This window comes from Thalassospira sp. SN3W (assembly GCF_038070535.1).
GTDB classification, from domain to species: Bacteria; Pseudomonadota; Alphaproteobacteria; order Rhodospirillales; family Thalassospiraceae; genus Thalassospira; species Thalassospira xiamenensis.
The window spans coordinates 3,381,070-3,393,600 of record NZ_CP121124.1; the positions used below are offsets into that span (position 1 = coordinate 3,381,070).

Here is a 12,531-nt window from a genome sequence, read left to right on the forward strand (position 1 = left end):
AAAGACCTGAAGAAATTCAACTTTCTGATTACCTTGTAGGAGTGTAGCTCAGTTGGTAGAGCATCGGTCTCCAAAACCGAGGGCCGTGGGTTCGAGTCCCTCCGCTCCTGCCATTTACCCGGGTCCTGGAATTGAATTTTTGAAAGCGGTGTAACCCCGACAATGGCTAAAACGTCGCCGGCACAATTCGTACAGCAGGTTCGCACCGAGGCCAAAAAGGTCTCGTGGCCGTCCCGCAAGGAAACAACCGTTTCGACCATCATGGTTTTCGTCATGGTGGCCTTGGCGTCTGTTTTCTTTTTTGTTGTCGATCAGCTTCTCGCCTGGGGCGTTCAGTTGATCTTTGGTGTCGGGGGTTAAGTCATGGCGCATCGCTGGTACGTTTTGCACGTCCATTCGGGTTTTGAGAAAAAAGTCGCCCAGTCGATCCGCGAGCAGTCCATCAAGAAAGGTCTTGAGGGCGAAATCAAAGAGGTCCTGGTTCCGACGGAAGAAACTGTCGAGGTTCGTCGCGGTGCGAAGGTTAATGCCGAGCGGAAGTTTTTCCCCGGTTACGTGCTGCTGAATATGGACCTGACGGATGAGAGCTGGCATCTGGTGAAGAACACCGCCAAGGTCACCGATTTCCTTGGCAGCCGTGGCAAGCCGATGCCGATTTCCGAAAAGGAAGCCCAGCATATTCTGCATCAGGTGCAGGAAGGTGTCGAGCGTCCGAAGTCGACCATCTCGTTCGAGGTTGGCGAGGAAGTCCGTGTTTCCGACGGTCCGTTTGCATCGTTTAACGGTGTCGTCGAAGGGGTTGATGAAGAACGTTCGCGCCTTAAGGTGTCGGTTTCGATCTTCGGTCGTTCAACCCCGGTCGAACTGGAATATACCCAGGTCGAAAAGCTTTAACGAGCTTATCAAGTGAAGTTTCTGTTTGCGTGATGCAGGCAGTTTTTAAAGCGCGGGAGGTCAGCCATGACCGTACCGCGCGCTTCTGTAATGAGGTACTCTAATGGCGAAGAAAATCGACGGCTATATCAAGCTGCAGATTCCCGCCGGCAAAGCCAACCCGTCGCCGCCTGTCGGCCCGGCTCTTGGTCAGCGCGGCGTGAATATCATGGAATTCTGCAAGGCGTTCAACGCAGCGACCCAGCAGATGGAACCTGGGATGCCGATTCCGGTCGTCATCACCGTTTATTCCGACCGTTCCTTCAGCTTTGTCACCAAAACCCCGCCGGCATCCTACTTCCTGAAAAAGGCAGCAGGCATTCCGAAAGGTTCCGGTACGACCGGTAAAGGTTACATCGGTAAAGTGACCAAAGCACAGGTCAAGGAAATCGCGGAAGCCAAAATGGCTGACCTCAACGCGTTTGACGTTGAAGGCGCGATGTCGATGATCGAAGGTTCTGCCCGTGCTATGGGCCTCGAGGTTGTGGAGTAAGACGATGGCCAAGACTGGTAAGCGCCTTGCCCAGGCTTATGAGGGCATCGACCGTAATACCCAGTACGAACTGACCGCAGCGGTCAAGCTCGTCAAGGATGGTGCAAAAGCGAAATTCGACGAAACCGTTGAAATCGCAATGAACCTTGGTGTTGATCCGCGTCACGCAGACCAGATGGTCCGTGGTGTTGTTTCGCTTCCGCATGGTACCGGTAAAACCATGCGCGTCGCCGTCTTCGCAAAAGACGCCAAAGCAGAAGAAGCCCAGAAAGCTGGTGCGGACGCTGTTGGTGCCGAAGACCTGATGGAAGCAATGCAGAAAGGCGATCTGAACTATGATCGCGTTATTGCAACCCCGGACATGATGGCTGTTGTCGGTCGTCTCGGTAAGGTTCTGGGCCCGCGCGGCCTGATGCCGAACCCGAAACTCGGCACCGTGACCATGGATGTTGCCCAGGCTGTTTCCGATGCCAAAGCTGGTCAGGTTCAGTTCCGCGCTGAAAAGAATGGTATTGTCCATGCCGGTATCGGCAAGGCATCCTTCAGCGAAGAACAGCTTGTTGAAAATGCCAAGGCATTCGTTTCTGCGATCGTCAAAGCAAAACCGACAGGCGCAAAAGGTGTATACCTTCAGCGCGCCGCCATCAGCTCGACCATGGGCGCTGGCGTGAAACTGTCGATTGCGGACATCGCATCGAAGTAATTCAAGAATTCTGACCGGTCGCATGCGGCCGGTCAGGACCGGAGAGGGTTGCAAGATCCTCTCTACCTGTCTGTCCCAGACTGCAGGTGAACGGTATCTGCCGTTCTTAATCTCCTGCATAGGCAGAGGTTCCGGTTTTTAGTTTTCCCCGGTTAACGGGGCATCACAAAAGGCTTGGACATCTGGCAAACGGACGGGCGTCACAGACCGGTTCGAAAGGACTGGTCACGTCTGTGAACCCCCCATGGGGTTCAGGGCAATAAGCAATGTCGGAGACTTAAAGTGAACCGCGATGATAAAACACAGTTCGTAGCAGAAATGCGCGAAGTGTTCGAAGGTGCGGAAGGCGTTATCGTTACCCAGTACAAAGGGTTGACGGTTGCGGAAATCACCGCTCTTCGTGCGCAGATGCGTGATGCTGGTGCGGGCTTCAAGGTCACCAAAAACCGGCTTACGCGACTTGCTCTGGAAGGCACCAAATTTGCTGGTCTTGCAGACCACTTCACCGGCCCGACCGCGATCGCCTATTCGGCTGATCCTGCGTCGGTCGCGAAAGTGGCCTCAACGTTCGCAAAAGCCAATGACAAGCTCGTTCTTGTTGCTGGCGCCATCGGTGAACAGATTCTGGACGAACAGGGCGTTAAAGCTCTGGCAGAACTGCCGTCGCTGGACGAACTGCGCGCGAAACTGGTGGGTATGATCCAGACCCCGGCACAGCGTATCGCTACGCTGACCTCCAAGCCGGCGGCCCAGATTGCCCAGGTGCTGAAGGCATACGCCGAAAAAGGCGAAGCCGCGTAACCCAATTTACCAACTTATCCAAGTTCAAGCCTAGGAGTTTATACAAATGGCCGATCTTAAGGCACTCGTTGAAGAGCTTTCGAAGCTCACCGTTCTTGAAGCTGCAGAACTTTCCAAAATGCTCGAAGAAGAGTGGGGCGTTTCCGCCGCTGCTCCGGTTGCTGTTGCTGCTGCTGGTGGCGCTGCTGCCGGTGCTGCTGCTGCAGAAGAAAAAACCGAATTCGACGTTATCCTGGCTTCTGCTGGTGACAAGAAAATCAACGTCATCAAAGAAGTTCGCGCAATCACCGGTCTTGGCCTGAAAGAAGCCAAAGACCTGGTCGAAGGCGCACCGAAAGCTGTTAAAGAAGGCGCGTCGAAAGACGAAGCCGAGTCGATCAAGAAGCAGCTTGAAGAAGCTGGCGCAACCGTCGAACTCAAGTAATCGACGGCTTCTTGCCAAGGTTTGGGTCGGCGGCCTTCGGGTCGCCGACCTATCCGTCTCTGCGGTGCGGGCAATGGGTGTCCGGACTGTCGGGGCGCGAAAAGGAAATTTACGGTTGACGCTGCCAAAGGTAATCGTACATAACGTAAGGCCGTTTAGGTCAGAGGTTATCTTTGACGGCGTCGACAGCCGAGGGATCAGTGATCTCATTCATGTTGGATGTCACATAACATCCACGGTCATAATCAAGTGAACGCCCGCCCCGTACGGGGCTCGGGCGTCGTTGTGCTGTATGCTTTCTGCATAATGGCACGGGGACGAACGAGTTACGACGGTGTGGGGAGGCGCGATTAAAGGAACGATGATGGATAAGTCCTTTACCGGTCGAAAGCGCATCCGCAAGAGCTTTGGACGGATCAGCGAAGTCGCTCCGCTCCCGAACCTGATTGAGGTTCAAAAGAATTCTTACGACAAGTTTTTGCAGACTGGTACCCCGCGGGAGCAGCGGGACGATGCCGGCCTCCAGGAAGTGTTCAAGAGCGTCTTTCCGATTAAAGATTTCTCAGAGCGCGCAACCCTCGAATTTGTGTCGTATGAGCTGGAGCAGCCCAAATACGATACCGAGGAGTGCCGTCAGCGTGGCATGACCTTTGCCGCGCCGCTGCGCGTGACACTGCGTCTGGTTGTCTGGGATATTGACGAAGATACCGGTGCCCGTTCGATCCGCGATATCAAGGAACAGGACGTGTATATGGGCGACATGCCGCTCATGACCGAACACGGTACCTTTATCGTGAACGGCACCGAGCGTGTTATCGTCTCGCAGATGCACCGCTCGCCGGGCGTCTTCTTCGACCACGACAAGGGCAAAAGCCACAGCTCGGGCAAGTACCTGTTTGCTGCGCGCGTGATCCCGTATCGCGGGTCGTGGCTCGATTTCGAATTCGACGCGAAAGACATCCTGTATGTCCGTATCGACCGTCGCCGCAAACTGCCGGCGACCACGCTGCTTATGGCTCTTGAAAACGAAGAGTCCCAGGCCCTGCGTGCCCAGCGTGCCGAAGAAGGCCGCTCGGTTGATCCGTCGGAAATCGAAGGCCTGACGCCTGAAGAAATCCTCAACTATTACTATGAGTCGGCAGAATACCGCCGCACCAAGGATGGTTGGGTAACCGATTTCAATGCAGATCGCTATATCGGCCAGAAGCTGGTCTTTGACCTGCTTGACGCCGACAGCGGTGAAGTTGTTGCCGCCGCAGGCAGCAAGATCACCAAGCGTTCGGCAGCCAAACTGGTCGAGCAGGGTGTCAAACACATCCTGGTGCCGGAAGAACAGCTTAACGGCTGGTTCATGGCAGAAGACCAGATTGACGGTGAAACCGGTGAAATTCTTGCCGAAGCCGGCCACGAACTGACCGAAGGTGTGTTCGAGCAGCTGAAAGAATGGGGTGTCGATACCATTCGTCTGCTGATGATCGATCACAACAATGTCGGTGCGTATCTGCGCAACACCGTTGCCCTTGACAAGAACAGCAACCGCGAAGAAGCCCTTGTGGACATCTATCGCGTCATGCGCCCAGGCGAGCCGCCCACCATCGAGGGTGCGGAAGCCATGTTCAAGGGTCTGTTCTTTGACTCGGAACGTTACGACCTCTCGGCTGTTGGCCGTGTGAAAATGAACGCGCGCCTTAATCTGGAATGCCCGGATACGGTTCGTGTTCTGCGTCGTGAAGACATTCTGGAAGTCGTCCGCGTTCTGATCGACCTGAAAGATGGTCGTGGCGAAATCGACGATATTGACCATCTTGGCAACCGTCGTCTGCGTTCGGTCGGCGAGCTGATGGAAAACCAGTTCCGTGTTGGCCTGCTGCGTATGGAACGTGCGATCCGCGAGCGTATGAGCTCGGTCGAGATCGACAACGTCATGCCGCATGACCTGATCAATGCGAAGCCGGTTGCGGCTGCTGTTCGTGAATTCTTCGGCTCTTCGCAGCTGTCGCAGTTCATGGACCAGACCAACCCGCTTTCGGAAATCACCCACAAGCGTCGTCTTTCGGCACTTGGACCGGGCGGTTTGACCCGTGAGCGTGCAGGCTTTGAAGTTCGTGACGTTCATCCGACCCACTATGGTCGTATCTGCCCGGTTGAAACGCCGGAAGGTCCGAACATTGGTCTGATCAACTCGCTGGCGACCTTTGCCCGCGTCAACCAGTACGGCTTCATCGAAAGCCCGTACCGCAAGGTTGTCGATGGTGTGGTTACCCCGGAAGTCATCTATCTCTCGGCCATCGAAGAAGGTCGCTATGTCATTGCACAGGCGAACGAACCGCTGACCAAGGAATTCGGCTTCGAAAACGAACTGATCAACACCCGTAAAGCCGGTGACCACTATATGGCCCGCTCCGAAGAGATCGACCTTATGGACGTCTCGCCGAAGCAGCTGGTATCGGTCGCATCCGCGCTCATTCCGTTCCTTGAGAACGATGACGCGAACCGCGCACTGATGGGTTCGAACATGCAGCGTCAGGCGGTTCCGTTGATCCGCTCCGAAGCGCCGTATGTCGGGACCGGTATGGAAGTTCCGGTGGCACGTGATTCGGGTGCAACCCTGATCGCACGCCGTGATGGTGTTGTTGAATCTGTTGACGCCACCCGTATGGTTATCCGCGCAACCGGTGACATTGCCGCATCGGAATCGGGTGTCGATATTTACACTCTGCTGAAATATCAGCGTTCCAACCAGGGCAGCTGCATCAACCAGCGTCCGCTGGTGAAGGTGGGCGATGTTGTCCAGAAGGGCGACATCATCTCGGATGGTCCGTGTACCGATATGGGTGAACTTGCCCTCGGCCGTAACGTGCTGGTCGCGTTCATGCCGTGGAACGGTTACAACTTCGAGGATTCCATCCTTCTGTCCGAGCGTATCGCACGTGATGACGTTTATACCTCGATCCATATCGAGGAATTCGAAGTCATGGCCCGCGATACCAAGCTGGGTCAGGAAGAGATCACCCGTGACATTCCGAACGTCGGTGAAGAAGCGCTCAAAAACCTCGACGAGGCGGGCATTGTTTACATCGGCGCGGAAATCAAACCGGGCGATATCCTTGTCGGTAAAGTGACGCCGAAGGGCGAAAGCCCGATGACGCCGGAAGAAAAACTTCTGCGCGCCATCTTCGGTGAAAAAGCATCCGACGTCCGTGATACGTCGCTGCGTGTCCCGCCGGGACAGTTCGGTACCGTTGTTGAAGTCCGCGTGTTCTCGCGTCGTGGCGTTGACAAGGACGAACGTGCCCTGGCAATCGAACGTTCCGAAATCGAACGTCTTGCAAAAGACCGTGATGACGAACGTGCGATCCTGGAACGCAACTTCTATGGTCGTCTGAAAAACCTGCTGCTTGGCCAGACCCTGGTCGATGGACCGAAAGGTCTGAATGGCGAGATCACCGAAGACGCCCTTGCGGGTGTTGCACGTGGTCTGTGGCGTCAGATTGCCGTTGCTGATGACAGTGTCATGTCCGACATCGAAGCCCTGAAGAAACAGTTCGAGGAATCGATTGCTGTTCTGCAGGCTCGTTTCGACGACAAGGTCGACAAGCTTCAGGCTGGTGACGAACTGCCGCCGGGCGTGATGAAGATGGTCAAAGTCTTTGTTGCGGTTAAGCGTAAAATGCAGCCGGGCGATAAAATGGCCGGCCGTCACGGGAACAAGGGTGTCGTATCGCGCATCATGCCGATGGAAGACATGCCGCATCTCGAAGACGGTACGCCTGTCGATATCGTTCTGAACCCGCTTGGTGTTCCGTCGCGTATGAACGTCGGCCAGATCCTTGAAACCCACCTTGGCTGGGCGTCACGTGGTCTGGGTGAACAGATCGGCGAGCTCGTCGATGCTGTTACCGATGGTCGTGCCGAGATGGACAGCCTGCGTGGCAAGCTCAATGAAGTGTACGAGGACGAGCAATACGTCACCGGCATCAAAGAGCTGAGCGATGGCGATGTTATCGAGCTTGGTAACAACCTGCGTCGTGGTGTGCCGATGGCAACCCCGGTCTTTGACGGTGCACGTGAACCCGATGTGGTTCGCATGCTCGAAAAAGCAGGCCTTGATGGTTCTGGCCAGGTCGACCTTTATGATGGTCGTACCGGTGAGAAATTCCATCGCAAGGTGACCGTGGGCTACATTTACATGCTCAAGCTGCATCACCTGGTTGACGACAAGATCCATGCCCGTTCGATTGGTCCGTACTCGCTTGTTACCCAGCAGCCGCTGGGTGGTAAGGCACAGTTCGGTGGCCAGCGTTTCGGGGAGATGGAAGTGTGGGCACTCGAAGCTTACGGTGCTGCCTACACCCTTCAGGAAATGCTTACTGTCAAGTCGGACGACGTTTCAGGCCGTACCAAGGTCTATGAGGCGATCGTTCGCGGCGAAGACACCTTCGAGGCGGGCATTCCGGAATCCTTTAACGTTCTCGTTAAAGAACTTCGGTCGCTTGGTCTCAATGTCGAGCTTGAGCAAGACGACGTTTAAGAGCTTGGCGGGCGGGTACCATTCGGGTAACCCGTCCGCCATCAAGCATCTTTCGGCCTGAAATTGGCGAAACCCGGCGAGACCGGGCATAGCGGGAGAGCCTTTATGAACGAGTTGATGAAGATCTTCGGGCAGCCGCAGGGCACCCAGAGCTTCGATCAGATCCGGATTCAGATCGCCAGCCCGGAGCGTATCCGCTCCTGGTCGTTTGGCGAGATCAAGAAACCGGAGACCATCAACTACCGGACCTTCAAACCGGAACGCGACGGCCTGTTCTGTGCGCGCATTTTTGGTCCGGTGAAGGATTACGAATGCTTGTGCGGCAAGTACAAGCGTATGAAATATCGCGGCATTATCTGTGAGAAATGCGGCGTCGAAGTGACTCTGGCCAAAGTTCGTCGTGAACGTATGGGCCATATCGAACTGGCGGCACCTGTTGCCCATATCTGGTTCATGAAGTCGCTGCCGAGCCGCCTTGGTCTGCTGCTGGACATGACGCTCAAGGATCTTGAGCGCATTCTGTATTTCGAAAACTATGTGGTCATCGAGCCGGGTCTGACCCCGCTCAAGATGGGTGAGCTTCTTTCAGAAGATCAGTACATGACCGCACAGGAAGAGTATGGCGAAGACAGTTTCCGTGCCGGTATCGGTGCCGAAGCGATCCGCGACATGCTTGCAGCGATCGATCTTGATGACGAACGCGAAACCGCGAAAATCGACCTCAAGGAAACCAATTCCGAAGCCAAGCGCAAGAAGCTGGTCAAACGCCTGAAGCTGATTGAAGCTTTCCAGGAGTCCGGTGCGCGTCCGGAATGGATGATCCTTGAAGTGATTCCGGTCATTCCGCCGGAACTGCGTCCGCTGGTTCCGCTGGATGGCGGCCGTTTCGCAACGTCCGACCTTAACGACCTTTACCGTCGTGTGATCAACCGTAACAACCGTCTGAAGCGCCTGATCGAGCTTCGTGCGCCCGATATCATCGTGCGTAACGAAAAACGTATGCTTCAGGAATCGGTTGATGCGCTGTTTGACAACGGCCGTCGCGGTCGTCCGATCACCGGTGCCAACAAGCGTCCGCTCAAATCGATGTCGGACATGCTGAAAGGCAAGCAGGGCCGTTTCCGTCAGAACCTTCTGGGTAAACGCGTCGACTATTCCGGTCGTTCGGTTATCACGGTTGGTCCGAACCTGAAACTGCATCAGTGCGGCCTGCCGAAGAAAATGGCGCTCGAACTGTTCAAGCCGTTCGTCTATGCGAAGCTTGAGCTGTACGGGATGGCAACCACCATCAAGGCTGCAAAGCGTATGGTGGAAAAAGAGCGTGCCGAAGTCTGGGATATCCTTGAACAGGTTATCCGTGAACATCCGGTCATGCTCAACCGTGCACCGACCCTTCACCGTCTTGGTATCCAGGCTTTCGAGCCTACCCTGATCGAAGGTAAGGCGATCCAGCTGCATCCGCTCGTCTGTACGGCTTTCAACGCCGACTTCGACGGTGACCAGATGGCCGTTCACGTGCCGCTGTCGCTTGAAGCACAGCTTGAAGCACGTACCCTGATGATGTCGACCAACAACATCCTTTCGCCGGCTTCGGGTAAACCGATTATCGTGCCGTCGCAGGATATTGTCCTTGGTCTGTACTACATCTCGATGGAACGCGACGGTCAGCCGGGCGAGGGCATGTCCTTTGTCAATATCGCTGAAATCGAACAGGCACTTGATGCCGGTGTTGTGACCCTGCATTCGAAAATCAATGCACGTTACAAAACCGTCGATGAGAACAACGAGCCGATCACCATCCGTGTTCAGACCACGGCGGGTCGCATGTTGCTGTCCGAACTGCTGCCGCGTCATCCGCGCATCCCGTTCGCGACCATCAACAAGCTGCTGACCAAGAAAGACGTGTCGAACGTTATCGACGTCGTCTATCGTCACTGTGGCCAGAAAGAGACCGTTATCTTTGCTGACCGCATGATGGGCCTTGGCTTCAACTGGGCGTGCAAAGCCGGTATTTCGTTTGGCAAGGATGACATGATCATTCCGGAAGCCAAGGAAACCCTGGTTGGTGCGACCCATGACAAGGTCAAGGAATACGAGCAGCAGTATCAGGACGGTCTGATCACCCGCGGTGAGAAATACAACAAGGTCGTCGACGCCTGGTCGCAGTGCACCGATGACGTTTCCGAAGCGATGATGAAAGTCATCTCGGCAACGGCAGAAGGTGACAATGTGAACTCGGTTTACATGATGGCGCACTCCGGTGCCCGTGGTTCTGCTGCCCAGATGCGTCAGCTGGCTGCCATGCGCGGCCTGATGGCAAAGCCGGACGGCTCGATCATCGAGACCCCGATTATCTCGAACTTCAAAGAAGGCCTGACCGTGCAGGAGTACTTCAACTCCACCCACGGTGCCCGTAAAGGTCTGGCCGATACCGCATTGAAAACGGCGAACTCGGGTTATCTGACCCGTCGTCTCGTCGACGTCGCACAGGACAGCATCATCACCCAGCATGATTGCGGTACCGAACGTGGCCTCGACATTGCTGCGGTTGTCGACTCCGGCGAAGTTATCGAGACGCTGTCTGATCGTATCCTCGGTCGTTTCACCGCTGACGAGATTGTCAATCCGTCAACCGGCGAAGTCATCGTTCCGAAGAACGAAATGGTTGTCGAAGATCACCTTGATCTGATCGAAAAAGCGGGCGTCGAAATGGCGCGTATCCGCTCGGTCCTGACCTGTGATGCCGAAACCGGCGTTTGCGGCCATTGCTATGGTCGTGACCTGGCACGTGGTACCACGGTGAACATTGGTGAAGCTGTCGGTGTTATCGCCGCACAGTCGATCGGTGAGCCGGGCACGCAGCTTACGATGCGTACGTTCCACATTGGTGGTGCGGCACAGCGTGGTGCGGAAGTTTCGGGTGTCGAAGCCAACTTCGATGCGACCGTCAAACTGAAGAACCGTGCTGTCGTTACGAATTCGAGCGGTGTCATGATTGTCATGGCACGTAACCTCGAAATCCTGCTGATCGACAAGACCGGCCGTGAACGTGCGAAATACCGCGTCCCGTACGGTGCGAAACTGCTTGCTGATGACGGTGACCAGATCACGCGCGGCCAGAAACTGGCCGAGTGGGATCCGTACACCCTGCCGATCATCACCGAGAAAGAAGGTTATGTGAACTATGTCGACCTTCTCGAGAACGTAACCATTCGCGAAGTCTATGACGAAGCGACGGGTATCGCCTCGAAAACGGTTATCGACTGGAAGAGCATGCCGAAGGCATCCGACCTTAAGCCGCGCGTTACGCTTCGTAACGAAAACGGCGAGGTCATCAACCTGGATAACGGCCTTGAAGCCCGTTACTTCCTGTCGGTTGATGCCATTCTCTCGGTTGAGAACGGTCAGAAAGTCAACGCCGGTGACGTGCTTGCACGTATTCCGCGCGAAGGGTCGAAAACCCGTGACATCACCGGTGGTCTGCCGCGTGTGGCTGAATTGTTCGAGGCACGCAAGCCGAAGGACCACGCCATCATCGCCGACATCGCTGGTCGTGTCGAGTTCGGTAAGGACTACAAGAACAAGCGCCGTGTCATCGTGCACCCGCTTGAAGATTCTGGTCTGACCGAACCGGTTGAATACATGATCCCGAAAGGCAAGCATCTTGCCGTTCAGGAAGGGGACTTCGTAGAGAAGGGCGACCAGCTGCTTGATGGCTCGCCGGTTCCGCACGATATCCTTCGCGTCATGGGCGTTCCGGCACTGGCCGATTACCTGGTCAACGAGATCCAGGAAGTCTACCGTTTGCAGGGCGTTAAGATTAACGACAAGCACATCGAAGTAATCGTTCGTCAGATGCTTCAGAAAGTGGAAGTGACCAAAACCGGTGACACCACGCTTCTGGTTGGCGAAATCATCGACCGTGTCGATTTCGATGCCGAAAACGAACGTGCCGTTAAAGAAGGCGGCGAACTGGCCGAAGCTGCACCGGTCCTTCAGGGGATCACCAAAGCATCGCTCCAGACGCATTCCTTCATCTCGGCCGCGTCGTTCCAGGAAACCACACGCGTTCTTACCGAAGCAGCCGTATCGGGCAAAACCGATACCCTGATCGGTCTGAAAGAAAACGTGATTGTGGGTCGTCTGATCCCGGCAGGTACCGGTGCGGTGATGAACCGCTTCCGCGCCCTTGCCGCCGAACGCGACAAGAACGTACAGATCGAGGCAGAAGAGGAAATCGGCGACAATTTCGGCCCGCAGGCCGGTGCCGAGTCCCCGTCCTTGCCAGCCGGCGAGTAATATCGCCGCGCAAGCTTGTTAAAGAATCAGAGGCGAACCGGGAATTTTCTATCGATGCACCGGTTCGCCTCGGCGTTTGAAGCGCCAACTCGAAGGCCCACAGGGTTTTGCTTGACGCGAAATGGGGCCGTCACTAGTATGCGCCCACCGAATCTCGGGGGGTGTAGCTGTGTCGGTGCCATTTCGTTTGGCAGCGGGCGGTTTTGCCCCCCGTCGCTTGAGTGCGACTCTAACGGCCGTCGAGGGCAGGGTGATCCTGCGTAATGGGCGGTCCGTATTTGCGTTTGCAGGTTTTGCAAAGGCATGCGGTCGTTCGTCGTGCGTCGATAGAGCAGCGCCCTTGTGGC

Annotated in this window: 8 protein-coding genes and 1 tRNA gene; all 9 read left to right on the plus strand. The window is 55.6% G+C overall.

The window, feature by feature from the left end; translation table 11 throughout:
• The first annotated feature begins 37 nt into the window (after positions 1-37).
• The 9 genes from P8T57_RS15385 to rpoC all read left to right on the plus strand — a co-directional run bounded on the left by P8T57_RS15385 (position 38) and on the right by rpoC (position 12,184).
• Positions 38-113 (plus strand) — tRNA-Trp (locus tag P8T57_RS15385).
• A gap of 49 nt (positions 114-162) precedes the next feature.
• Complete coding sequence (gene secE / locus P8T57_RS15390; protein ID WP_007092435.1) at positions 163-360, plus strand: preprotein translocase subunit SecE; 198 nt, start codon at positions 163-165, stop codon at positions 358-360.
• 3 nt (positions 361-363) lie between these two features.
• A complete protein-coding gene (nusG, locus tag P8T57_RS15395; RefSeq protein ID WP_071240402.1) occupies positions 364-894 on the plus strand; it encodes a transcription termination/antitermination protein NusG in 531 nt (176 codons plus the stop codon).
• 103 nt (positions 895-997) lie between these two features.
• Positions 998-1,426: a 50S ribosomal protein L11 gene (gene rplK / locus P8T57_RS15400; RefSeq protein WP_007092433.1), complete on the plus strand. Its 429-nt coding sequence runs from the start codon at positions 998-1,000 to the stop codon at positions 1,424-1,426.
• Between the two features lie 4 nt (positions 1,427-1,430).
• Complete coding sequence (rplA, locus tag P8T57_RS15405; RefSeq protein ID WP_007092432.1) at positions 1,431-2,129, plus strand: 50S ribosomal protein L1; 699 nt, start codon at positions 1,431-1,433, stop codon at positions 2,127-2,129.
• 282 nt (positions 2,130-2,411) lie between these two features.
• Positions 2,412-2,930, plus strand: coding sequence for a 50S ribosomal protein L10 (rplJ, locus tag P8T57_RS15410; RefSeq protein ID WP_037991699.1), 519 nt, complete (start codon positions 2,412-2,414; stop codon positions 2,928-2,930).
• Between the two features lie 46 nt (positions 2,931-2,976).
• Positions 2,977-3,354, plus strand: a complete 378-nt coding sequence (gene rplL, locus P8T57_RS15415; protein ID WP_037991698.1) for a 50S ribosomal protein L7/L12 — start codon at positions 2,977-2,979, stop codon at positions 3,352-3,354.
• Between the two features lie 364 nt (positions 3,355-3,718).
• Positions 3,719-7,885, plus strand: coding sequence for a DNA-directed RNA polymerase subunit beta (rpoB, locus tag P8T57_RS15420; protein WP_341365379.1), 4,167 nt, complete (start codon positions 3,719-3,721; stop codon positions 7,883-7,885).
• Between the two features lie 105 nt (positions 7,886-7,990).
• Positions 7,991-12,184, plus strand: a complete 4,194-nt coding sequence (rpoC, locus tag P8T57_RS15425; RefSeq protein ID WP_007092428.1) for a DNA-directed RNA polymerase subunit beta' — start codon at positions 7,991-7,993, stop codon at positions 12,182-12,184.
• The last annotated feature ends 347 nt before the right edge of the window (positions 12,185-12,531 follow it).

Excerpts from the sequence above, each read along its gene's own strand:
- secE (WP_007092435.1), top strand. The coding sequence starts at position 163 with ATGGCTAAAACGTCGCCGGCACAATTCGTACAGCAGGTTCGCACCGAG.
- nusG (WP_071240402.1), top strand. The coding sequence starts at position 364 with ATGGCGCATCGCTGGTACGTTTTGCACGTCCATTCGGGTTTTGAGAAA.
- rplK (WP_007092433.1), top strand. The coding sequence starts at position 998 with ATGGCGAAGAAAATCGACGGCTATATCAAGCTGCAGATTCCCGCCGGC.
- rplA (WP_007092432.1), top strand. The coding sequence starts at position 1,431 with ATGGCCAAGACTGGTAAGCGCCTTGCCCAGGCTTATGAGGGCATCGAC.
- rplL (WP_037991698.1), top strand. The coding sequence starts at position 2,977 with ATGGCCGATCTTAAGGCACTCGTTGAAGAGCTTTCGAAGCTCACCGTT.
- rpoB (WP_341365379.1), top strand. The coding sequence starts at position 3,719 with ATGGATAAGTCCTTTACCGGTCGAAAGCGCATCCGCAAGAGCTTTGGA.
- rpoC (WP_007092428.1), top strand. The coding sequence starts at position 7,991 with ATGAACGAGTTGATGAAGATCTTCGGGCAGCCGCAGGGCACCCAGAGC.